Source organism: Streptomyces sp. CHD11 (assembly GCF_018638295.1).
GTDB lineage: Bacteria > Actinomycetota > Actinomycetes > Streptomycetales > Streptomycetaceae > Streptomyces.
This window is the reverse complement of record NZ_JABTTS010000035.1, coordinates 17,144-39,743: the sequence shown is the minus strand read 5'-3', so window position 1 is coordinate 39,743 and position 22,600 is coordinate 17,144. Positions and strand designations below refer to the sequence as shown.

Here is a 22,600-nt window from a genome sequence, read left to right as displayed (position 1 = left end):
GGCAAGATTTTCGACGAGGAGCAGGCACAGTGCAGCGCTGGCGTGGCTTGGAGGACATCCCCCAGGACTGGGGGCGCAGCGTCGTCACCATCGGCTCGTACGACGGAGTCCACCGCGGGCACCAGCTGATCATCCGGCATACCGTGGACCGCGCCCGCGAACTGGGCGTTCCGGCCGTCGTCGTCACCTTCGACCCGCACCCCAGCGAGGTCGTCCGCCCGGGCAGCCACCCCCCGCTGCTCGCCCCGCACCACCGGCGCGCCGAACTCATGGCCGATCTCGGCGTGGACGCGCTCCTGATCCTGCCCTTCACCATCGAGTTCTCGAAGCTGTCGGCGGCCGACTTCGTGGTCAAGGTACTGGTCGACAAGCTGCACGCCAAGGCGGTCGTCGAGGGCCCCAACTTCCGCTTCGGGCACAGGGCCGCGGGCACCGTGGACTTCCTCGCCGAGCAGGGCGGGGTCTATGACTTCGACGTCGAGATCGTCGACCTGTACGTGAGCGGTGAGGCCGGGGGCGGCGAGCCGTTCTCCTCCACGCTCACCCGCCGCCTGGTCGCCGAGGGCGATGTGGAGGGCGCCGCCGAGATCCTGGGCCGCCCTCACCGCGTGGAGGGCGTCGTCGTGCGCGGCGCCCAGCGCGGCCGCGACCTGGGCTTCCCCACGGCCAACGTCGAGACGCTCCCGCACACCGCCATCCCCGCCGACGGTGTCTACGCCGGCTGGCTGCACACCCAGGGCGAGGCCATGCCGGCCGCGATCTCCGTCGGCACCAACCCCCAGTTCGACGGCACCGAGCGCACGGTCGAGGCGTACGCCATCGACCGTGTCGGCCTCGACCTGTACGGCCTCCATGTCGCCGTGGACTTCCTGGCGTTCGTGCGGGGCCAGGCGAGGTTCGACACGGTCGACGCGCTGCTGGTGCAGATGGCGGAGGACGTCGAGCGCTGCAAGGAGCTCGTGGCCGCGGCCGGGAAACCGGAGTAACCGGAGCGATCGGACCCGTCACCGCAACTCCCGGCAGCCGGACCCGCAGTTGAAGGCGGCCCCTGATGAGGGGCCGCCTTCGTGTGCGGACGACGCCCGCCCCCGGGCGCGGGCTACTGCGCGCCGGGGTGCCCGGGCTGCGGAGGATAGGGCTGGCCGGGGACGCCCGGGTACGGCTGTGCCGGGGGCTGCCCCGGGTACGGGTAGTGCTGTGCGGGCGGCTGCTGGGGATACGCACCCGGCTGGCCGGGGGCCTGATACTGGCCCGGCAGCGGCGGGGCGGCGACCGGCGGCGGGTTGCCGTCGGAGGTCCACAGACCGTGCGACTGCTGATGCCGGACGAAGTCCTCGGCGACCAGCGACGCGAGGTTGAAGTACGCCTCCCGCACCTTCGGCCGCATCATGTCCAGGTCCACCTCCGCGCCGGCGGCCAGATGCTCGTCGAACGGTACGACGACCACACCCCGGCACCGGGTGCGGAAGTGCGTCACGATGTCGTCGACCTTGATCATCTTGCCCGTCTCGCGCACCCCCGAGATGACGGTGAGGGAGCGCGACACGAGGTCCGCGTACCCGTGCGCGGAGAGCCAGTCCAGCGTCGTACTGGCACTGCTCGCACCGTCCACCGACGGCGTGGAGATGATGATGAGCTGGTCGGCGAGGTCCAGCACACCGCGCATGGCGCTGTAGAGCAGGCCCGTGCCGGAGTCGGTGAGGATGATCGGGTACTGCTTGCCGAGCACGTCGATCGCGCGCCGGTAGTCCTCGTCGTTGAACGTCGTGGACACGGCCGGGTCGACGTCGTTGGCGATGATCTCCAGACCGGAGGACGCCTGTGAGGTGAACCGCCGGATGTCCATGTACGAGTTGAGGTGCGGGATCGCCTGGACGAGGTCACGGATGGTGGCCCCCGTCTCGCGCCGCACCCGGCGGCCGAGCGTACCGGCGTCCGGGTTGGCGTCGATGGCCAGGATCTTGTCCTGGCGTTCGGTGGCGAGGGTGGAACCGAGCGCGGTCGTCGTGGTCGTCTTGCCGACGCCGCCCTTGAGGCTGATGACGGCGATGCGGTAGCAGGACAGCACCGGCGTACGGATCAGCTCCAGTTTCCGCTGCCGCTCGGCCTCTTCCTTCTTCCCTCCGAGCTTGAACCGTGATCCGCCGGACGCGGGGCGGCTGCTCTTCGCCTTCTGCTTCTTGCTGTTGAGCAGCCGGTCCGAGGACAGCTCCACGGCCGCGGTGTAACCCAGCGGCGCCACACCGGGGTTGGTGGGCTGGCGCTGGTCGTGTCGGACGGGCTGCGGCCAGGCGGCGCCGGTCCGCGGATCGACGGGCTGCTGATCGACGGGCTGCTGCGGCGGCTGCTGTCCGGCGTGCGGAGGCTGCGCCTGCGGCGGCACGCCCGGGTGCTGAGGCTGCGGGGCCCCGGCGGGCGGCTGCGACTGCTGCGGGAACCCGTGACCACCGGGCGCGGACGGGTTTCCGGCCGGGGGCTGCGGTGCGGGATGTTTTGGAGCGCCGGGGTGCGGGAAGCCGTAGCCGGCCTGCGGCTGCGGGCCCGGGGGAGTCGGCACCGGTCCGGCAGGGGGGAAGCCGTAACCGGCCTGCGGGCCGGGTACGGGCGGGTTCCCGGCCGGGGGCTGCGCGGGGGGAGCCGGGGTCGTCCCGGCGGGCGGCACTCCGTGTCCGGCCTGCTGCGGAGCGGGCGGCTGGGCGGCGGCGGCCGCCGGGGTGCCCGGCTGCGGGCCGGGCGGGTTCTGCGGCGCGGCCGGCTGCGCCGCAGCCGCCGGTGGGAAGCCGTATCCGGCTTGGGCGGGCGGCGGCTGGACGGCGGCATCAGGCTGCGGGAAGCCGTATCCGGCCCGCGCGGCGGGATGTTGCGCGGGCTGGGCCGGGGCGGCCGGCGCCGGGTTCCAGGCAGCGGGCGCGGGCTGCGGCGCCTGCGGCTGGAACGGCGGCTGCTGGGCCGGTGCGGCAGGCTGGTCCTGGGCCGCCGCCGGCTGCGGGGGCGCCTGCGGCGGCTGTACGGGCCACTCGCCGGCGGGCGCCGGGGCCTGGGGATACGCCGGCGGGGCCGGGGGGGCCTGCGGTGCCGGGGGAGTCCAGTCGGACGGGGCGTACGCCGGGGCCGGGACGGCATGTCCGGGCGGGACGTCCTCGCCGGCCTGGCCGGCTCCGGCGTCAGCGCCGTCGGTGGACGCCGCGTCGTTCACGACCGGCTTGGCGTCCTCGGGCTCGACGGCCGCCGGTACGTCCTTCGACGGCACCGCGTCCTCGGGCTCGGCCTCCGGTTCCGCAGCCGCGGCGTCGTCGGCGTCGTCGGCGTCGTCGGTCTCCTCGGTCCCCGAGGGCCCGGCGTCCCCGGCTTCCGCGTCCGCGGCGGCCTCTTCGGATGCGGTGACTCCACCGTCGTCACCACCGCCGGACGCACCGGAAGCCTCCTCGACGGCTCCCGCGTCCGGCGAGTCCACGCCGGAGACGTCCGCAGCAGCGCCCCCGGCGCCGGACTCGCCCTCGACGACATCGGTGGGCTCCGCCGGCGCCGTCTCCTCGGCGTCGGCCACCGCCACTGCCTCCGCCTCAGCGGTGGCCTCCGCGTCGGCCGGTCCTTCCGCCTCACCGGTGGCCCCCGCGTCGGCCGGTACCCCGGTGCCCGCCTCGCGTGCCGCGATCTCCCGCTTCAACGCGCCGGCGGAGAAGCGAATGGTGGCGCCGCTCTCCAGGTCGCCGTTGTCGCTCTCCTCCGGCTGCCCCGGCCCGGACTCTGGTGCGGACCCCGGCGACGGGAACCCGCCCACCGGGGCGTCCGGCACGGACGCGGGCGGAACCGCACCGGGATCCGTGTGCTCCGCCCCGTCCCCGGCGTTCGCTTCCGTGCGATTCGGCTCGAACCCGCTGCCCGCCGGAAGACCGGGCACGGCCACCGGCGGCCCGGAAGGGGGCGCGGGCGGCGCGAACGGCGCGGGCGGGGTGAAAGGCGCCCCCGGCGTGGGCGCCGGGGTGGAAGACGAACCCGGCGCGTCCACTGCGTGCGGCGGCGGAGTCAGCCCGGGCAGTGGTGGCACAGGCTGCCCGGCGGGAGGAGCCGCGGGAGGCGGAGCGGGCGCGGACCCGTGAGCGGGCGAGGCGGAGGAGCCGGGGGGATCGACGGAACCGGGGGAAGAGGAAGAGGACGACGCCCCCGAATCCGGGCTTCCCGAAGCGTTCTGCGTGTACCAGGCCGGCGGCGCGTAGTCGATGGTGAACTCGCCCGTCGTCTCGATGGCGGACTCCGCGTCGGGCTGGTCATCGCCGGGTGTCGCCCAGCCCCCGCGCGTCCCGTCCCGATCGCTGCTCACAGTTCCTCCTGTTGGTGGTCGATTACCCTCATGCCGTGCCGGGGCGACCACGCCCTCGTCGCCCGAAGCCGCCGAAGCCGTCCCTCCGGGATCGCTGCGAGGCCGCCGGATCCCGCGGCCGACCGACCATCGGCTCTCCTCGGGGCGCCGACGTACGGCCCGCCGGGCCGGACGCAGTGCCCCGACCCAGCCTAATCATCACCACCGGCGCCCCGGCAGGCCCGTCCACCGCCCGAAGTGCATCCGCCATGCCCCGATCCGTCCACCGGTGCCGCTTCTGATGCCCCGACAGACCGGGTGAAACGGGCAAACGGCATGAGTTCCGTGACCTGAACGGAACTTACCCGGTCACTTCGGCCACGTGCCCCGATGGAACCCGGCCTCAGTCCATCCGCCGCGGTGTACCCAGCAGGCCGATCTCCGCATCGGTCGGCTGCGTCATCACGTACTGCCGGTCGCGGTCGGCGCACCAGAGGGTGAGTCCGTCGGCGAGGGTGGGCAGGGCATCGGCGTCACCCCGGGGCAGCGCGATCGCGCGGCTCAGCTCCCCGGCCTCGCCCGGCGATATCCGCTGCACCCCCACGAGCCGGGCCTGCCGCAGCAGTCGGGGCGCGACGGGGCTGAGGTAGGGCAGCAGCGTCAGTACCGACTGCCAGGGCCCCGACACCACACGTCCCCTCGGCGGCCGCATACCGCAGTCCCGCACCACGAGCACCGGGGTACCGGCCGAAGCGCCCTGTGGTGGCACCCGCCCCACGTCGTACACCGCGAGCCCGTTCTGCCCGCCGCCCATCGCGTGCACCAACTGGGTCCAGGCCTGCGCCCGCCCGGTCTCCACGGCCACCCGCGCGCCGGTCGCGGCCGCCCGCAGCGCGAAGACCTGGGCGGTCCACAGGCCGCCGATCAGCACGACATCGTAGGGCGTGGGCCGGTTCAGCCCGAGTACGGCGGGCTGGCCCTCGGCGTCCACGCCGATGACCACCCCGTCGTCCCCGATGGGCAGGGTGAGTGTGTCCAGGTCGTCCACCGACAGGGTGTGCCGTCCATGACGCGGGCCGAGCAGACCGAAGCCGGTGCGCAGCAGACCGCGTGTCCGCCCCGCGGCCGGTTCCGGTACCGAGGCCGGGAGTTGCGCGCCTCCTGCCGCACCCGGCGCGCCGTGCGCACCGGATCCGTCAGCGACGCGTGTCGTCATCGCTGTCATCGCCGTCATCGCACACCTCCGAGGGGCAGAGTGGCCAGTACACCCGGCAGTTGCTCCCGGTCGAGCCGCGCCAGGACCGCACCCGTCTCCCGGGCGGATTCCTCCAGCGCCCGCCGTGCCGCGGTCAGTTCCTCGGCGCTGCGTCCGGTGACCCGCAGATGGCCGCTCAGCGACATCCCCTGCCGGTCCGCGTGCGCGACGGTGAGACTGACGGTGGTGGCGAGCGCGGGCACCGCCGTGACCCGTGCGACGAACTGGGGCAGCGACACGCCACGGTCGCCGCCCAGCGGGGGCCACCTGCGGATCCAGTACGTCGTGTGCCGCCGGTTGTCGCAGCGCCAGCTGCGGCCGGACTCCTCGGTCCGCCGGTCCTGCCGGTCCGCCCGGCCGGCCTCGGCCGTCACCAGCGGATTGGCGCAGGCGGACGTGGCGATCGCCGCGGTCAGTTCCTCCTCGTCGAGCACCGTGGCACGGAAACCGGCCCCGGTCAGCCGGCTGGCCAAATGGTCGGCGGCACGCACGGCGCACTTCTGCGCGCCGACCGGACCACCGCCCCGGGCGGCCACCGCCTCCGGACACAGCTCCGGGTCGACCTTCAACGCGATCCAGGTGATGCGCACCGCCGGAGCGCCGGTCCGCTCCTGCAGCGGCGCGTAGTTGCTCACGGCCACGGACTGGCGCGGCAGGTGCAGCGCGGGCGCGGGCTGAGTGTGCAGCACGATCTGCGCGGACTCCAGGCGGATGTCGTCGACCTCGAGTGCGTCCCGGACCAGCGCCAGGGGCAGGGGACGCCGGCTCCGCTCGGCACGCAGGGCGGTGGCGTCGGCCTCCACCTGGACCACGACGGTGACGAACGTGCCGTCGCCGACGATGCCGACGGGCCGCCGTTCCCGGCCGCCGTACGTAACGGTGCGCAGGCTCGGATCGCACTCCACGGCCGGGGTGAGACCCGGCTCGGTGCCGGGCGGTACCACCAGCGTCGCGGCGCTCCTCTGCCGGGCGCGCAGTCCCCTCGCCGTGGCGATCCACTCGGGCAGGGAACGTCCGCGACGACGCACGAAGGCCAGCAGCACCAGGACGAGGGCGACAGCGGCCGCGGGCGCCAGGCCCAGGGGTCCGATCACCCATCCCACGACGAGGACGGCGGCCCCGAGCTCCAGCAGGACGAGCCGTTGCAGCCGGAACGAACCCGGCCTGCCCGTCAGCGTCCTGAGATGGAGACCGTTTCGAGCGGGCACCTGCCGGGCGGCCGGTGCCCCGGGTTCGGCAGAGCCGCGCGCCGCCCGTGTCCGGCCACGGCCGGGCACCCGCGTCCCGGAAGCCATCACTTCATCCCCCCGATTTGCTCACAACTCGCTGGAACTCCAGCATCGCACCAGGCCTTTGAAGGCCCGGGCACCCTACCCGCTTCCCCGATCACTTGCCGTACCAGGCATAGTAGGGGGCCGGTCCGACAGCGGCGGGCGGGGGACGGCGCCCCTCGGCACCGCCCGGACGGAACGCGTGCGGAACACGGGCGGAACACGGGGAGAGACACGCATCCATGGCATCTCGGCGCGACCAGCTCAACGCCTACACCTTCGCGAAGCGCCGCCTGCTCGCGGCATTCGTCCAGTCGTACCCGCAGGGGTCGGAGGAAGGCGCCCCGCGCCCTCTGCGCGGTGTGGTGCCCGGGATCGTCATCGGCGTGATCGTCATGGCCGTCTTCGGTGCCTGGGGCATGCTCAAGCCCACGGCGCCGAAGGGCTGGGACACCCCGAACGAGAAAGTGATCATCGCCAGCGAGTCGACCACCCGGTACGTCGTGCTGAGGACCGGTGACGAGGTCCAGCTGCACCCCGTGCTGAACATGGCGTCCGCCAAACTCCTCCTGGCGCCCCAGAAGGGCGACGTCGTCACCGTCAGCGAGTCACTCCTGGACAGCGGAGAGATTCCGCACGGCGTGACCATCGGCATCCCGTACGCCCCCGACCGCCTGCCCTCCGGGACGGAGGCGGGCGCCGCCAAGCGGTGGGTCGTCTGCGAGCGTCCGAGCGCGGGCGGCCGGTCCATCCAGAAGGCCGCGCTGGTCCTCGCCGACCGGGAGAGGAAGCTGACCGAAGGCAAGGAGAAGCTCTCCGGCGGCGAACTGCTCTACGTGATGGGCCCGGACGGCAGACGGTTCGTCGTGGACCCGGGCGGCACGGCGTACCAGGTCGACAGGACGGACACCGGCGAGGATCTGGAGCTGCTGCTCCGCACGGTCGTCGGCTCCGGCCGCGAGCCCCAGCGGGTGTCCCGGGAATGGCTGGCGACCCTGCACGAGGGCGACCCGGTCACCTTCCCCGGGATCGAGGGCGTCCCCGGCGCCCCCGCGAACGCCCCCGGCCAGCTCGAAGCGTCGGCCGACAGGGTCGGCACCGTGCTCAAGGCGTTCGACAACAACAAGGAGCAGTACTACGTCGTGCTGCCCGGCCGGGTCGCGCCGGTCTCCGCGTTCGTCGCCCAACTGCTGCTGTTCAGCAAGGAACTGGCGCAGGTCGGCCAGGCCGGCCAGGCGCTGGAGACGAGCCCCGGCGCGATCGTCCCGGGCGACCCCTTCGGCACGGAGCACGACTGGCCCACCGGAGCCCCTCGGGCGGTCAACGAGGCCTCGGACACCCAGGGCAGCCGCAACACGGTCTGCAACGTCCTGCGCGGTGTCGACGGCAAGGGCGCCACCACCCTCACCACATGGGCCGGCACCGACTTCCCCGCAGACCTTCCAGCCGCCTCCTCCAGCGCCTACGTCACCCCCGGATCCGGCCAGCTCTACCGCCAGTTCCAGGGCGCCGAGACGAAGGCGGGCCCCGTCTTCCTGGTCACCGACACCGGCCTGCGGTACGTACTGCAGTCCAACGCGGACAGCGCGACCGCCGACGCCGGCATCGGCACGTCGGCCGAGGACAGGAAGCGGCTGGAGCAGGAGGCCCGACAGGCCCAGACCCGCCTCGGTTACGCCGACGTGGACCCCGCCCCCATCCCCGCCGCCTGGTCCGCGTACCTCCCCACGGGCCCCCGCCTGTCCACGGCGGCGGCACGCCAGCCACAGGGCTCGTGACGGAGGACCCCGCCATGCTGCGACACACACACCTCCCCCTCCTGCGGACGGCGGCCGCCGCGGTCCTGCTGACCGCCCCGGTGGCCCTCGCACCGCCCGCCGCCGCGGCGGACTCCTTCTCCGACAACTGCGAGTACCCCAACGCCTCCTACCCCGGGCGCCCTTGGTCCCTGCAGCGCGTCCAGCTCGACGCGCTGTGGAGCCAGTCCCAGGGCAAAGGCGTCCGGGTCGCCGTCATCGACACCGGCGTCGACGTGCGCCACCCGCAGCTGAAGAACGCGGTGGACGTCAGGAGCGGCCGCAACTTCCTGCCCAAGGGCCTCAAGAACGAGGACGGCGACCCCGTCGACAGGGGCAGCGAGAACGGCACCACCGACACCGTCGGCCACGGCACCAAGGTCGCCGGCATCATCGCCGCCCGGCCCGCCGACAAGACCGGTTTCGCGGGCCTGGCCCCCGGGGCGACCGTCATTCCGATCCAGCAGAACGACGCGGAGGGCCACGGGAACACCGAGACCCTCGCCCGGTCGATCCGCTACGCCGTGCAGGCGAAGGCGGACGTCATCAACATCTCCCAGGACACCTCGAACGCCGTCGAACCGGACCCGGACCTGAAGGCGGCCGTCGACGAGGCCCTGGCACAGGAGATCGTCGTCGTCGCGTCGGCCGGAAACGACGGACTCGGCGGCAACGTCAAGAAGACCTACCCCGCCTCCTACGAGGGCGTACTCGCCGTGGCGGCCTCCGACCGCAACAACGAACGCGCGTCCTTCTCCCAGTCCGGCGACTTCGTCGACGTGGCCGCCCCGGGCGTCGACATGATCTCCACCGTCCCCCGGGGAGGCCACTGCTCCGACAACGGTACGAGCTTCTCCGCGCCGTATGTGGCCGGCGTCGCGGCGCTGATCAAGGCCAAGCACCCGACCTGGACCCGGCGTCAGATCGTCGCCCAGATCGAGCACACCGCGGAACGCGCGACCGCCGGCCACGACCGCCTGGTCGGCTGGGGCGTGGTGGACCCGGTCCGCGCCCTGACGGAGGACGACCGGCCGATCGAGTCCCCCCGCCCCCGCGAGGGCCTGGTCAGCGCCGAGGCCCCGGCGGCGGCCGAACTCCCGCTCGGCGAGACCGCCGAGGAACGCAACGTCCGCCTGGCCACCTACGTGGCCGTCGGAGCGGCGATCGTGGTGGCCGTGCTCGGCGGAGCGGCGGTGGCGGTCCGGGACGCGCGCAGACGCGCCCGTGGCGGGTCCGTTCGCGATGGCCACGGTGCAACGTGACGAACATCGCTCGGCCGTCGCCGGGACGCCGCGGGCCCTTGTGACGAGGGTGTCCGCCCGGCCGGAAGGAGCGGAGGACCACCGAGTCGCAGCAATGTTGTCGCATATGGCAGTTGGGACTGTCGATGTCAGTAACTAGAGTGGCGTCGTGACCGTGATGATCGCTGCAGCGACAGGTTGAGCCTGAGGGCTTGCGCGGACCGGTCGCGCCACGGGGACAACGGGGAGGAAAGCGAAGTGCTTCCTGCAGACATGGGCGGAGGCGGCGCGGACGTGCGCCGCGGTGTGATGGCGCTGTCGACGTTCAAGAAGCGCGTGGACGACCTGCTGACCACCTTCGAGACGTCGGCGGGCGGTGTGCCCAACGTCGGCGCCCACAGCCTGCCGGAGAGCGCCTTCGGCAGCGGCGCCTTTCCGGAGGGCAAACGGCTTCACCGGGAGTACGAGCGCGTCCACGAGAGGATCACCGCACTCTCCAAGTCGCTCGGCCTGCAGCTGGAGGCCATGCAGATCGCCGTGCACGGCGTCGACGTCACGTTCGACAACATCGAGGAAGAGCAGCGGTACCGGTTCCACGAGATCCGGACCGAGGTCAACCGGACCCGCGAGGAGATGCTGAACGAGCGCATCGAGCGGGACAACAGGGCCGACAGCACCGACGCGGGGTACTGATGAGCGGCGGCAAGGACAACCAGGACCCCCACCAGGAGGAGCGCCAGGAAGCTCTGGCCCAGAACGGCGCACTCGACGCGTTCACGAACATGTCACGGGTGATCAACCCGTTCGGGGGCCCCTCGCTCAGAGGCTTCCACTTCGGCTCCACGAGCTTCGAGGGCTACGACCTCAACGACATGATCGACATCGTGGAGTCCGCCAACCCCGCGCTGCTGGACTCCGCGGGAGAGGCTCTGGTCGCCGCTCGCGACGCCATCAAGGAAGCCGCGGGAGAGCTCAGCCGCGACCTCGGCAAGATCGATTGGGAGGGTGAGGCCAACACCGCCTTCCAGGACTGGGCCGGAACCCTCGTCAAGACGGCTGAGGGCATCGCCGACTACGCGGACGTCATCGGCACCCAGGTCCTGGCAGCCGGCTCCGGCCTCGCCTCCGTCCGCAAGTCGATGCCCCCGCGCGACGCCCGCCTCGCCCCCAAGACGGTCGACGACATCCCCGTGGTCAAGCGCGTCGACGGCAACGAGGAGTACACCGCCGCCGTCAAGGCGGAGGGCCACCGCCAGGAGGCCATCAACCAGATGTACCGGCTGGCGTCGTTCTACACGGTGTCGGCGGGCACGATGCAGTCGGCGGAGGAACCGGTCTTCCCGAAGATGCCGGATGTGGGGGTGCCGGAGCCGCCGGCCAGCTTCGTCCCGGGCCCACCGAAGGGTGAACAGGTATCACTCACGTCCCTCGACGACGCTCGTTCCCCGTACCAGGACCCGACGAATACCGGGACAGGACAGGTACGCGCCGATGAGCGAGGGACACCTCTTCGACAACAGGAAGTACCGGATGGGCTGTCGAAGCAGCCCGTGAGCACGGAGATCAACAGCGTCGGCACGCTGCCACCCTCGGATACGGCGAAGCCCCTCACGGTCGTACCACCCGGGCCGACCGGGCCCGCCGGGCAACCTGGACCAGTGCCTCCCGCCGCTCCCGGTGTTGTCCCCCCTGCCTACCGCGGCACCTCAGGCCGCGCTGCGGGTCCCAACGGTGCTCCCATGGGGCCCAAGGCTCCTCCGCCGGTACAGGGACGAGTCGGGGGTGCAGGTCCGGCAGCTCGTATGGGAGTCGGCTCTCCAGGGCAAAGCCCGGCCGCGCCACCGCCGATGGCAGGTCGCGGGACCGGCAACATGGGGGTTGTAGGGCGTACCGCTCCACCGGGGCAGGCCGGGAGCCAGGGGGCAGGACCCGCCGGACGTGGCATCGTCGGTGGAATGCCGAGACCCAGTGGACCGGTACCCGGCCCAGTCGGCGGCGTTCCCCGTGGCCCCACGGGTGCCACACCGCCCGGCCGCAATGCTGCCGGGCGAGTCGGCGACGGTGTTGTCGGTGGGCGACCCGTCATACGCCCCGTTTCAGGCGCCACCGGCTCTCAGCCGCTGAGAGGCACAGTCATCGGTGGAGAGAACGCGTCCGGCCCACGCACGACCGGACAACGCTCCGGTCAACAGGGGGTGATCGGGGTGCCTCCCAGCACTCCAGGCGCAGGGCAGAATTCCCGCCGTTCCGCCAATCACTCTCAAGGTGTCGTCGGAGCGCCCCAGAGCAGTACGTCCGGTTCACGAAGCAATGGACGCACGGCTGACGGAACCGGGGCACGGACAGGGGTAACAGGCAACGACAACTCCCGCGCTGGTCGTTCACGCCGTGACAGGCGGCGGGGCGGCACATCGGCGACCGACTGACCGGACCGAGAAGGACAGACAGAAACATGGTGCCAACAAACAGCCGACGCGTCAGTCGAGGCACGGGTGCCCAGAGACGACAGGGCAGATGGGGCGCCAGGGTCTGCTCAGCTCTGGTTGCCGTGGCCATTCTGTCGTCGGGTTCGACGACCGCTGCTTTGGCTGATGATGCCCAGTCACAACAGTGGTACCTGTCGGCGATGAAAGCCGATGGCATGTGGAAGGAGAGCACCGGTGAGGGCATCAAGGTCGCCGTCATCGATACTGGGGTAAACCCGGATACGCCATCCCTGAAAGGGCAGGTGCTGACCGATGAGGTCCCTGAAGCTCTGGCCTTCAAGGCAACCGAGGACTACGTGGGCCATGGGACGACCATGGCGGAACTCATCGCCGGCACAGGGGCCGGTGGCGGGTTGAAGGGACTGGCCCCGGGAGCAAAAATCGTGCCCTACCGGATCGCCACGAAGGAGCTGAAAGGGGCCGAGGCAGAGAAAGCGCCCAAGGTGGCGGACATTATCAGAGCAGTTGCTGACAGCGATGTGAAAATCATGAGCATGTCGTTCGGTAATCACAACGAGAACGAAGACGAGCTCGCCGCAATCAGGTACGCGCAGTCCAAGGGTAAGTTGATGATTGCCGGTGCTGGCAATGATGCGGAGAAAAAGAACCTTATCGGATACCCCGCGGCTTACCGGTATGTCGTTGGTGTTGCGGCCACGGATGAGTCGGGTAAGGCTGCCAGTTTCTCCGAGCACGGCAACTACGTCGACCTCGCCGCGCCCGGCCTGAACATGCCCGTCTGGTGCGACAGCAACTTCCGTGCGTACTGCGACGAGGGCGGGGGAACGAGTTCCGCCACCGCCCTCACCTCCGCCTCCGCCGCCCTCATCTGGTCCGCGCACCCCGACTGGACCGCCAATCAGGTGCTCAACAGCCTCATCGACACGGCCGGCCGTGACTGGGCCAGGGACGACCCGAGCACGTACCTCGGCTACGGCCTGATCCGCCCCCGCAAGGTGCTGGAGGACAAGGGTTACAACCCGGGCCCGGCGAACGCCGACCCCTTGGCGAAGGAGAACGCCACGGGCGCCCTGGACGAGGCGGGCAACCCGGTCTCCGCCGCCTCCTCCGCACCGTCCACCGAGCCCTCGAACGAATCGAAGGACACGTCGGACGACCAGACGCCGGCAGCCGCCTCGGACGCGGAGACGGACGCCTCCGACAGCACCACCCTCTGGGTGACCCTCGGAGCCGCGGCAGCCGTACTGGTCATCGGCGGCGCAGCCTTCGCGGTCCACCGCTCACGGCGCAGCGCATAGCACCACCCGACCACTCACCACCCGTGGTGACACACCAGCCACCACACCACCGCTCTCACGAAAGGGACCGCCGACATGGCTGACGGCCGCAAGCTTTACGAGGCCCAGGTACAGAAGCTTCAGACGAACGTCATCGACCGCTACGACTCGATCAGGCAGAACCTCGCCCGCCTCCAGGGAACGATCGACATGATCGAGAAGAACTGGACAGGTCAGGGCGCCATCGCCTTCGACAAGAAGCAGACGGACATCAACACCCACATGGCGGCGATCGGCCGGATGCTCGACGACTTCCTCGAGGGCATCCAGCTGAACAAGAAGGACAAGCAGAACCTCGAGAGCCAGATCGAGGCCGACATCGCCGCGATCTCCGTGGACGACCTCGGCGGCAAGACGTCGGCCCTCAGCAAGTACTGAACTGACGCGAGCCACCGGCACCTTCCGGCTCCCAACGAAACGAGGAAATCATGTCCGGAGCCCACTACGACGAACTCGCCGTCAAGTACGGCACGATGGACGCCCTCGCCACCGAACTCGGTGACCAGGCCAAGAAGCTCGAGGAGGACCTCCAGGCCCTCAAGAAGGCCGTCCTCGACGCGGCCGCGGGCTGGGGCGGCGAGGCGTACGAGGAGTTCACCAAGAAGACCACGGAGTGGGACCGCCACGCCACCGGCATCCACGAGGCCCTGGTCGCCATCAGCAAGCGGGTCAGCACCGCCGGCGGCGACTACCGCGGCGGCGACCTGAAGGGTTCCAGCTACTTCATGTAGCAGCTCGGCACCAGGTAGACGACCAGGGTGGACACGCGCGGGAGGTGTCCACCCTGTCGTACGACTCGGAGCAGGAACCCCGGGCCGCTCCGCTCCCGTCGTGGCAGCCGTCGGTGAGGGTGTGCGCGTGACCTCTCTCCTGAACGCCTGACCTACTGCACCTGGCCCGCGAGTTCCTTGGTGAGGTTCTCGAGCTGCTTCCGGCTCAGGGAAGTGTCGCCCGACTGTCCGGCACCGACCAGGAGGGCCGCGTCTCCCTGGCCGTCGAGTTCCAGGCGTACGGAGGCGACGCTGCCGCTGCTGGTGATGTCGACCTCGCCGGCCTCGGCGTCGGCGGCCTGGCTGATGTAGGCGAGCGATTCATCGATGGACGTCCCGGTCAGCGGTGAGATCACCGGAGCCAGGTAATTGATCGCATTCGGCTTGCGGGTGGCGATGGTGTGTACGTGCACGTCGTCCTGACCGATATGGAAGGTGCAGCTCACCAGGGCGCCCGGATTCTCGGCCAGTGGCTCCCCGGGCTCGGCGCGCTCGCCGCCCTCGCCTGTGGCAACGGGCGTGTCGTCGTCCTCGACGGGACCGAGGCCGGTTCTGCCATCGAGTCCCGAGGTCTTCGCCGCCTCAGCGATGTCGTACGGCAGCGGGCAGGTACTCGCTCCGTCGTCCGGTACGCCGTCGGCGGTCTCGGTGAGGCCCTTCAGACTCAGCGGTGACGTCTCGCTGCCGTTCTGGCAGCCGGCGACCAGGGCCACGGCGGTCAGGGTGGCCGCGATCAGCTGCCGGTGTCGTACGTGTGTCATGTGTCGTGTCCTCAATGCTTTCCGCGATGCGTCCGGGGTCAGCGCGCGTCGCAGTCGAACCGCTCGCCGATGACGTCGACGAAATTGTCGAACAGAGCTCCCAGGCGCGGGGCTCCGGCCTCTTCGAGGGCGGAGGTGTAACCCGGGCCCACATCCACGGAGAAGTACGTGGGAGTGCCCCCGCAGTCGGCGACCACGTGCCTCGCGTCGAAGCCGGACACCGGGAGGCCGGCCACCCGCGGCTGTTCGGCGAACCTCGGCGAGGAGCGGATGCCGGCGAGCAGACGCGGTTCCTGGGACACGGCGTACGTGGCGTGATCGGAGACCTCGCACGCCCAGGTGGGGCCGGCGCTCTCCCGGACCCTCTCCCTCGCCTGCGGCCGAGGCGTCGGGCCGGGGAACATGAGGTCCGCGGAGCCGCACACCGCACCGCTCGGGACCGCGCGTGGATCCGGGGCCGTGTCGAGGGAGTCGGGGGCGGTCAAGGGTTCCCCTCCCGCGCAGTCCGCCCGCTCGGCCGTGCGGTTGGCGGCCTCGGTGAGGAGCCGGGCGAGTTCCACCGGGTCGGAGCCCTCCGGTGCGTATCCCTCGATGACGGCCGGCCCGTCAGCCGTCGTGCATGCCTCGGGGAGCAGCACCCAGCCGTGGTCCGATCCCACGCCGCCGGTGGCACCACCGGAGAAGAACGACACCGAAGCCGGACTCGGCCACCGGCCGTGGTCGCTGAAGGGGAAGTCGCCGCGCTCGCGGGCTGCAGAGATCCTCAGATGCTCGGTGTCCGACCCGGGGAGGAAGGACGAGCTCTCCACCGTGCAGGTGAACGCGATCCGGTCACTCGACGGGCCGTCCGTACCGTCCCCGTCCGAGATGCGGCCGGATCCGGCGAAGACGGACTCCGCCGCGTCGCCGGACACCAGCCCCGCACACACGTCCTCGCGGCCGAAGAGGTTCGTGTTCAGCCACACGTGCACACCTGCCGCCGGCAGAACGATCGCCAGGGCGACCGCGATGCCCCTCCGCCCGAGACGCGCCCGGTTGCTCTTGTCCGTCATCTCACTTCCTCGTACGCAGTGCCGAGTACGCGTCCTCGCGTCCGGTGATGAAGCTCTGCTTGGCCTCACCCTTGGCGTGTTCGTGCGCCTCGGAGCCCTGGATGCCGTGTTCGCCGCCCCACGCGTCGAGGAGGACGTTCGTACCGCCGACACCGGCGGACGTCGTGCTGCTGTCCTCGGACCTGGCGGCATCCTCCGCCGCGGCCGTGACGTCCTTGGAGTACTCGTAGGTGGCCGCGTCGACCATGCGCTGGACCGGGTCGCCCACCACGGGTATCTGGGTGAAGAGGCCGCCGACTCCGTGGTACGTGTACCGCATGGCGTCGTTGAGGTTGCCGACCTTGGTGTCCCGGTCGTCGAGGATCATGTCGGATCCGATGGCGGTCATCGAGCCGTACACCTCGCCGACGTGGCGGGCCTTGTTGTCCCAGTCGCCGACGACATTGCTCCGCTGCTCCGCGGGGGCGTCCCTGGCCGTGTCCAGGTATTCGGCGGAGTAGAGCTTCTGGTTCTCGTACAGCAGGTCGTAGACGAGCACGGGTTCGCCGTCGGGAGTCTGGCCGTACGGTGCGTCGGACACACCGCGCATCACACGGAGCAGGCTGTGCTTGCTGTTGGTGATGCTCGACTCCTCCCCGTCGGCGTTGATGCCCGAAGCCCCCTGGGGACTGTTCGGCTCGGTGCCACTGAGGATCGCGTGGGTATCGGTCGTGTAGTCGGCCAGGGCGCGCCCGAGCGGGACCTTCAGGTTCTGCGGGATCGCATCACCCTTGCCGTCCTTGTCCAGTTGGGTGATCGTCTCCTGCATCACCCGGGCCTGTGCCTCGGTGTGACGATCGAAGGACGCTCCGGCGGAGTCGGGTTCCCGTCCCGTGGCCGCTGCCTCCAGGGCCGCACCGAGCCCCGTGCGGTTGAGCGGGTCGTCCATCGTGAAGACGGTTGGACCGGCGACCGTGCTGTGCTGGGGCCACTCGCGTTCGTGGAGCAGGTACTTCAGATGGTCGTTCGCGACATGGTCGGAGCCGGAGCCGTTGCCCGCGGGGTCGAAGAAGGCGGTGGCCGCGTCCGGGTTCTTGCTCATGACGCCCAGGAGCCCGTCCAGAGCGTCCGCGCGGATGCCGTCGTGACCGGCTCCCCACTCGGCGTAGATGCCGGGCTGCTTCTTCTCGGCGGATATGAGGTCGTCACCCAGTTCATAGAGGAACTGATCGTCGTACTTGGCATCGCCGTGCCGCATCAGACTGACGAACGACTGGTAGCCGTACAGCGGTTGCGTGTTCGACCCGTAGTTCTTCGTGCCGTGCTTGTCGAGGCTCTCCGTCCACTGCCGGTAGAAGCGGCCGTCGTCACTGGCGAGCCAGTCCTTGAACTTCTGTGAACCGGGCGGTGCGTCGGCGACCGAGCCGGGCACATGGGTGGCCTTGGCCACGGTGTCGGCCAGACCGCCCTGCAGTTCCATGTACTGGGCTTTGTGCTTCTTGTCGTCGTCGTGGGCCAGCTGGTTCAGCTCGTTGGTCAGCCTGATGGTGCCGTCGGGGCCGAGTCCCTTCAGCAGGGTCTGGCTGAACACCTTGTTATCAGCGTTGTCGCGGAAGGCGCGGTCGAGTTCTGTGAGTTCGGCCGCTGAGACCTTCTTGCCGTCCGCGAGTCTGGTGGCGATGTCCTCGGCGTTCTGGGCTTCGTACTGCTCGATGTCGCCCTGGGCTTGGCCGTTGAAGCCGTTGACCGTGCCGTCCTGGAGGTCGGTGTCGATGACGACGGCGTTGAAGGCGATCTCGACGCCTTTGTCGGCGTCGGTGGTGTCCTTGACGAGTTGGTCGATGCGGTCCTGCCAGGAGCGGACGCTCTTGCGGACGCTTTCCTGGTAGTCGGGGTCGTGGTGGTAGGCGGTGCGGGTGCCTTCGCTGAGCCGTTGGGTGTCGAAGGAGACGCGGCCCTGGTCGGACACCTTCATGCCGGCGTCGATGGCTTCCTGGCGTGCGGTGGTGAGTTTGCCGCGCAGGTCGGTGAACTGGGTGTGGGCGTCGCGCAGGAGGGAGGCGATGGCTTTCGCCTCGGTCTGGGCGTTCTGGTACTCGTTGAGGGTGGTGTCGAAGCGTTGGCTGGCGGTGTTGGCGGCCAGTCCCTGCCAGACGGGGCCCATGGAGATGCCGTGCACGTCCCGCTTGTATGCCTTCTCCTGCTTGCCGAACTCCTTGGCCATGTCGTCCCAGCCATCGGCTGCCGTGGTGAGGGTGGCCAGGTCGGTCGTCATGATCTCGTGGTACGTCGGCATGGGTCCCCGTGGTGCGGTGTCGGCGTGATCGGTCGAGGGTGGCGGCAGACTGCTCAGTAGCCGTCCAGGCTGGAGGACTTGCGGATTCCCTGCCCGACGCCGAAGTCGAGGCCCTGGAACAGGATGCCGGTGCTCCGCAGGGCTTCCTTTTCGGAGCTCAGGCGGTTCATCAGGTTCTGTACCTGCTCGCCCCAGGTCTTGTGCGCCTTCCTCAACGCCGTCGAGGTGACCCACCCGTGGCCGTCCTTCGCGGCGAACGCCTTGACCGCGGCGCCGGTCTCCTCGTCCGCCCAGTCGCCGGCCTTGCGTGTGTCCGGCTCGATGTGGTCCTGGATCGCCTTGGCGGCGGCCTTCTTCTGCGCGGGACTGGAGGCCAGGTCCTTCGAACCGCCGACCACGGGTCCCGGCGAGCCTCCCGGATCGGCCGGATACTGGTTCAGCTCCATACCGACCGGCTGCTGCGGGCCACCACCGTTCCCGTACACCACGTCACACACCCCCGTCTTCTTCGTGATCGTCGTACGCCCGGCCAGGCTAACAACGGGCCTGCTGCCCGTGTATCACAGGGGGCGCCACTTGTCGTCGGCCGTCAGGTCGGACATCCGAGCCTTTTCGCGTAGCCGTCGAAATATCCGGGAGCCAGTTCTTCCAGGAGTTCCCGTGAGTTTTCATCGGATCTGATGTCGCTCACCTCTACGGTCAGGACGTCGCCCTTTTCGCTGACGCCTGGGCAGGGGATGGCAGTGATCACCCCCGACCGCCAAGAAGCCACCGTTCCTCCCTTGGAGTAGCGCAGATGTTTTCTGCCGAGGCCCACGAAGTGGTCGCTCAATTCATATCCGCTCTCATGCCAGTCGCCGATACCTTGTACCGAGTCGTTCCCGTCTACATACATGTGGCAGATCTGGCCCTCTGTGAGACTGAAATGTCCCGTGTCCTGTTCCAGTTCGTCGCCGTCGTGCAGCAGTCGCCCTAGAATGTCCGGATCTACCGAAATTCCACAGATATTGTCAGGTACGGGATATGAGAGCTCGTCGTCCGATGTACCACAGGCGGTGAGAACGACCGTGAAAGTGCTGGCAACAAGCAGTCTCCCCGGCATCAGGAAACGGCCTCGGATCCCACTCTTCCCCCGCTTGAACAGGGAGTCAGCTGAACGGCGAGGGGAAAGTTTCACGTGGCGGCTCCCGAGGAGTTCCACTGGGCGCCATCGGTATGACTTACTCCTGCTTGAGTGCGGATCGCCCGCAGGAGCGCTTCTCTGGTGTCCGAGTCGGCGCCGTCGTGGTGAGCGAAGTATGTGGTGGCAGCCGCTTGTGATGCTTTCACGGTCGCCTCCCTCCCTTTCGAGTACTCTTTTCCAGCGCTGCGCTCGGCTTCATCCGTAGTGTCTTCCTCGGCGCTGTCCACCACGCTCTCGGAAATGTCCTCGGCCAGCCAGTTGATCGGCTCCCCGACGACGGAGAAGGGGGCGGGGATGGCGCCCGTACCGATTCCCACGATTCGGTTGACCCATTTGGCGTTGTCAGCCACGGCTTCGTTGTACTCATTGTCCTTGGCCGTGTGATAGTCGTAAATCGCGTCGGCCCGGGAGTTGCTCATGATGCCCGCGATCGCAGCCCCCGGAGCGACCAGGTCCCCGACGCGTGCTCCGTCCTCCGCGGTGAGATCCTTCCCCTCCGCCCTCAGGAACTCGTGCACCACGTTCGCCGTGTAGGCCTGCTGCGCGGAGGTGATGGCGGCGTAGGCATCCGGGTCCTGGCCCACCAGTCCGAGGAACTTCTGCGCGTCCCCGTATCCGAGGTTGGCGGGTGCGCCGTTGACCGGGAAGGTCTTGCTGTCGGGGCTCTCCAGGTACATCGAGCGCTGGAAGTCACCGATGTAGTCCGCGGAGATGTTGCCGAGACTGTCGCGCAGGGCGTGGAGGGGGCCGGTCTCCTCGTCCTCGAGGTCGCCGTTCATGTTGTGCGTCAGCAGGTCAGGGTTTGCGGAGAACTTCTCCACGATGTCGTGGACCAGCTTCGCCTGCGCCTCGCTGTGCCTGACCGACGGGTCGGCCGTCCCGCTGTCGTACGGGTGGCCCGTCGCGGCGGCCTCCAGGGCGTGACCGAGGGCGTCAGGGCCGAAGTTGAGGGCCTGCTTGGTCGCGTCTTCGTCCACGAGGACGTTGAGGCTGTTCCTGTCGATCGTCCACTCGAAGTCCTTGTCGGTGAACAGGTCGAGGTAGGACTTGAAGTCCGTCTTCCCGCCCGACTTGATCGTCCCGTCCTCGTTGTACGCCGTCGGCTTCTCCGTGAAGAACCGCTCGGCCGCCTCGGGACTGTGTCCCAGCGCCTCGAGCACGCTGTTCAGCGGGTCGTTGCCGGTGCCGAGCTTTCCGGAGGGGTTGAAGCCGTACCTGTCGTCGGTGCCGGCGGGCTTGTTGGACAGGAAGCGGTGGGGATCGTCCTCGTGGAGCTGGGTCACGTGTTCCGCGATGGGGGTCAGGAACGCGGGATCGTAGTTCCCGTAGCGGAGCAGGCCGCCCAGGACCTGGTAGCCGTAGGGCCGGCTCATCATGCCCCGGTCCCACTCGATCTCCTGGGTGCCCAGTGTGCGGAACTCCGCGCCCCACCACGAGGGGAGATGCTGCCGGTCCCCGCGCAGGCTCTGCGGTGTGTAGGGGTCCGTGGCGTTGGCCAGTGCGTGGCCCATGTATTTCTGCAGGTCCCGCATCCCGGCCAGGCGCGCCTTGGAGGCGTCGTCATCCGTTCCGTTGATCGACATCGCACCGTAGAACTCGAGTGTCTGCCTCGGCCCGCCCAGGCCCTCGAAGAACTCGGTGGCGAACTCGCCGTCCTTCTCGCGCCCGTTGTGCCGAAGCAGTCTGTTCAGCTCGGTGAGCTCGCGGTCGGTCAGGTTCTCGCGCTTCTTGGCCAGTGCCAGCGCGCGCTCGACCTGCGCGTCGTTGAGGGAGTCGTACTTCGCGTGGCCGGCGTTGTACAGGTCGTCCCCGTGGGCTCGCTCGAGCGCCAGCTTCGTGGAGGCGTCGATGTCGTTGGCGTGCGCGAGCTTGCCCGTGATGGCGTTCGCGTAGCGCTGCCGATCCTCCTCCGTGTCGTCCTTGCCGCCGGCGCCCGACGTGGGCTGGACACCCACACTCACCGTTCCGTCGGCGTTGTCCCGGACGGTGTAGCCCTTGCCCTTGGCCTCGTCCGTGAGTTGCCTGACGCCCTTCTGCAGCGCCTCGAGTTCGCGGTGTGCGTCGTCCAGGACCTGGAAGATGCTGTTGGCTTCCAGGTGGAGGTCGCCGAACTCCTTGGCGGTCTTGTTCACGAACTCGCGTGTGACGCCGGCGTTCAGGCCTTCCCAGCGTGCGCGGTCGGACTTCTTCTTGAGGCCGTCGCGGGCATCGGTCTCGAGCTGTTTCAGATTGCCGACCACCTTCTTCCAGTCCGAGACGGCGGTGTTCAGCTTGCCGAGGTCGACCTGCATCAGGTCGTCGTAGGTGATGGACATGCGTGAGCTTCCCCCGTACTACCTGAAGTACTTGTCGAGCTCGGAGACGGGCATGGCGGAGCCGTCCCGGCTCATGATCACCGCGGCGATCTCGGCATCGTCGTCGGCGTGCAGTTTCTTGCTGAAGTCCAGGTGGTTGGAGATGTGGGCACAGGCCTGGCGAACCGCCTTCACCTGGCTCTCCCAGACGGACAGCGTCGTCATGAGTTCGCCGCCCATGGTGAAGTTGGACCGGGAAAGGGCTGACGCCGCCTGGTGGGTCGAGCCGGCCTGGTCGGAGTTCAGGCCCGCGCCGGCGATGTCCACCTTCTTCACCAGGTCACCGTGCAGGACGAAGGCGTCGTGGCCCACGGCACCCAGGTCGTCCTGCCGTACCACCAGGTCGGGTCCGCCGTCGCCGCCCGGCCCCCCTTGGGCGGGCGCCTGGTTCAGCTGCGTACGTGCCGACTGCCGGTCGGCAGCCTGGGCCTTCAGTTGCTCCCACTCGTCCCATGCCACGGCGTCGCTCCCCTTCGCTGCTGTCAGCCGACTGTGGTCGTACCGGATTCTTCCGTGCCGGAGGCGGCCACAGAACCTGCAGGAGCGGCAGACCGGCGA

General features: G+C 69.7%; 18 protein-coding genes. 7 read left to right on the top strand and 11 right to left on the bottom strand.

Going from position 1 to position 22,600, the window contains the following annotated elements; translation table 11 throughout:
* Positions 1–29 precede the first annotated feature (29 nt).
* Complete coding sequence (locus HTV45_RS29205; RefSeq protein ID WP_215208896.1) at positions 30–986, top strand: bifunctional riboflavin kinase/FAD synthetase; 957 nt, start codon at positions 30–32, stop codon at positions 984–986.
* Positions 987–1,099: 113 nt separating this feature from the next.
* Here HTV45_RS29205 and HTV45_RS29200 read toward each other — a convergent pair whose 3' ends face one another.
* The 3 genes from HTV45_RS29200 to eccE form a co-directional block, all read right to left on the bottom strand.
* Positions 1,100–4,321 carry an SCO5717 family growth-regulating ATPase gene (locus HTV45_RS29200; protein ID WP_215208895.1) on the bottom strand — a complete coding sequence of 1,074 codons (3,222 nt, stop codon included), beginning with the start codon at positions 4,319–4,321 and terminating at the stop codon, positions 1,100–1,102.
* A 382-nt stretch (positions 4,322–4,703) separates the two neighbouring features.
* A complete protein-coding gene (locus HTV45_RS29195; RefSeq protein ID WP_215208916.1) occupies positions 4,704–5,525 on the bottom strand; it encodes a hypothetical protein in 822 nt (273 codons plus the stop codon).
* Between the two features lie 5 nt (positions 5,526–5,530).
* Positions 5,531–6,850, bottom strand: a complete 1,320-nt coding sequence (eccE, locus tag HTV45_RS29190) for a type VII secretion protein EccE (RefSeq protein WP_215208894.1) — start codon at positions 6,848–6,850, stop codon at positions 5,531–5,533.
* Between the two features lie 218 nt (positions 6,851–7,068).
* On the opposite strand from eccE, the gene eccB reads away from it, so the two are divergent.
* The 3 genes from eccB (at position 7,069) to HTV45_RS29175 (ending at position 10,556) form a co-directional block, all read left to right on the top strand.
* Entirely contained in the window at positions 7,069–8,604 is a 1,536-nt protein-coding gene (gene eccB / locus HTV45_RS29185; RefSeq protein WP_215208893.1) for a type VII secretion protein EccB, read from the top strand.
* Between the two features lie 14 nt (positions 8,605–8,618).
* A complete protein-coding gene (gene mycP / locus HTV45_RS29180) occupies positions 8,619–9,884 on the top strand; it encodes a type VII secretion-associated serine protease mycosin (protein ID WP_215208892.1) in 1,266 nt (421 codons plus the stop codon).
* A gap of 237 nt (positions 9,885–10,121) precedes the next feature.
* Positions 10,122–10,556 carry a hypothetical protein gene (locus tag HTV45_RS29175; RefSeq protein ID WP_308309779.1) on the top strand — a complete coding sequence of 145 codons (435 nt, stop codon included), beginning with the start codon at positions 10,122–10,124 and terminating at the stop codon, positions 10,554–10,556.
* 92 nt (positions 10,557–10,648) lie between these two features.
* Here HTV45_RS29175 and HTV45_RS29170 read toward each other — a convergent pair whose 3' ends face one another.
* A complete protein-coding gene (locus HTV45_RS29170; RefSeq protein ID WP_215208891.1) occupies positions 10,649–11,113 on the bottom strand; it encodes a hypothetical protein in 465 nt (154 codons plus the stop codon).
* A 1,298-nt stretch (positions 11,114–12,411) separates the two neighbouring features.
* Here HTV45_RS29170 and HTV45_RS29165 point away from each other — a divergent pair.
* The 3 genes from HTV45_RS29165 (at position 12,412) to HTV45_RS29155 (ending at position 14,378) form a co-directional block, all read left to right on the top strand.
* Entirely contained in the window at positions 12,412–13,608 is a 1,197-nt protein-coding gene (locus HTV45_RS29165; protein ID WP_308309778.1) for a S8 family serine peptidase, read from the top strand.
* A 75-nt stretch (positions 13,609–13,683) separates the two neighbouring features.
* On the top strand, positions 13,684–14,025 hold the full coding sequence (locus tag HTV45_RS29160; protein ID WP_215208889.1) for a WXG100 family type VII secretion target: 342 nt from the start codon (positions 13,684–13,686) through the stop codon (positions 14,023–14,025).
* A gap of 50 nt (positions 14,026–14,075) precedes the next feature.
* The gene (locus tag HTV45_RS29155) at positions 14,076–14,378 is read left to right on the top strand and encodes a WXG100 family type VII secretion target (protein ID WP_215208888.1); all 303 of its coding nucleotides are present in this window, start codon (positions 14,076–14,078) and stop codon (positions 14,376–14,378) included.
* A gap of 152 nt (positions 14,379–14,530) precedes the next feature.
* On the opposite strand, the gene HTV45_RS29150 is transcribed toward HTV45_RS29155, so the two are convergent.
* The 7 genes from HTV45_RS29150 to HTV45_RS29120 all read right to left on the bottom strand — a co-directional run bounded on the left by HTV45_RS29150 (position 14,531) and on the right by HTV45_RS29120 (position 22,501).
* The gene (locus tag HTV45_RS29150; protein WP_215208887.1) at positions 14,531–15,178 is read right to left on the bottom strand and encodes a hypothetical protein; all 648 of its coding nucleotides are present in this window, start codon (positions 15,176–15,178) and stop codon (positions 14,531–14,533) included.
* Between the two features lie 38 nt (positions 15,179–15,216).
* A complete protein-coding gene (locus HTV45_RS29145; protein ID WP_215208886.1) occupies positions 15,217–16,230 on the bottom strand; it encodes a hypothetical protein in 1,014 nt (337 codons plus the stop codon).
* Between the two features lies 1 nt (position 16,231).
* The gene (locus HTV45_RS29140) at positions 16,232–18,505 is read right to left on the bottom strand and encodes a DUF6571 family protein (RefSeq protein WP_215208885.1); all 2,274 of its coding nucleotides are present in this window, start codon (positions 18,503–18,505) and stop codon (positions 16,232–16,234) included.
* A 53-nt stretch (positions 18,506–18,558) separates the two neighbouring features.
* Complete coding sequence (locus tag HTV45_RS29135) at positions 18,559–19,002, bottom strand: hypothetical protein (protein ID WP_308309777.1); 444 nt, start codon at positions 19,000–19,002, stop codon at positions 18,559–18,561.
* Between the two features lie 92 nt (positions 19,003–19,094).
* Positions 19,095–19,607: a hypothetical protein gene (locus HTV45_RS29130; protein WP_215208884.1), complete on the bottom strand. Its 513-nt coding sequence runs from the start codon at positions 19,605–19,607 to the stop codon at positions 19,095–19,097.
* Between the two features lie 71 nt (positions 19,608–19,678).
* Entirely contained in the window at positions 19,679–22,003 is a 2,325-nt protein-coding gene (locus HTV45_RS29125; RefSeq protein ID WP_215208883.1) for a DUF6571 family protein, read from the bottom strand.
* Between the two features lie 18 nt (positions 22,004–22,021).
* On the bottom strand, positions 22,022–22,501 hold the full coding sequence (locus HTV45_RS29120; RefSeq protein WP_215208882.1) for a hypothetical protein: 480 nt from the start codon (positions 22,499–22,501) through the stop codon (positions 22,022–22,024).
* Positions 22,502–22,600: the final 99 nt, after the last annotated feature.

Excerpts from the sequence above, each read along its gene's own strand:
- HTV45_RS29195 (WP_215208916.1), bottom strand. The coding sequence starts at position 5,525 with ATGACAGCGATGACGACACGCGTCGCTGACGGATCCGGTGCGCACGGC.
- eccE (WP_215208894.1), bottom strand. The coding sequence starts at position 6,850 with ATGGCTTCCGGGACGCGGGTGCCCGGCCGTGGCCGGACACGGGCGGCG.
- eccB (WP_215208893.1), top strand. The coding sequence starts at position 7,069 with ATGGCATCTCGGCGCGACCAGCTCAACGCCTACACCTTCGCGAAGCGC.
- mycP (WP_215208892.1), top strand. The coding sequence starts at position 8,619 with ATGCTGCGACACACACACCTCCCCCTCCTGCGGACGGCGGCCGCCGCG.
- HTV45_RS29160 (WP_215208889.1), top strand. The coding sequence starts at position 13,684 with ATGGCTGACGGCCGCAAGCTTTACGAGGCCCAGGTACAGAAGCTTCAG.
- HTV45_RS29155 (WP_215208888.1), top strand. The coding sequence starts at position 14,076 with ATGTCCGGAGCCCACTACGACGAACTCGCCGTCAAGTACGGCACGATG.
- HTV45_RS29150 (WP_215208887.1), bottom strand. The coding sequence starts at position 15,178 with ATGACACACGTACGACACCGGCAGCTGATCGCGGCCACCCTGACCGCC.
- HTV45_RS29145 (WP_215208886.1), bottom strand. The coding sequence starts at position 16,230 with ATGACGGACAAGAGCAACCGGGCGCGTCTCGGGCGGAGGGGCATCGCG.
- HTV45_RS29140 (WP_215208885.1), bottom strand. The coding sequence starts at position 18,505 with ATGCCGACGTACCACGAGATCATGACGACCGACCTGGCCACCCTCACC.
- HTV45_RS29130 (WP_215208884.1), bottom strand. The coding sequence starts at position 19,607 with ATGCCGGGGAGACTGCTTGTTGCCAGCACTTTCACGGTCGTTCTCACC.
- HTV45_RS29125 (WP_215208883.1), bottom strand. The coding sequence starts at position 22,003 with ATGTCCATCACCTACGACGACCTGATGCAGGTCGACCTCGGCAAGCTG.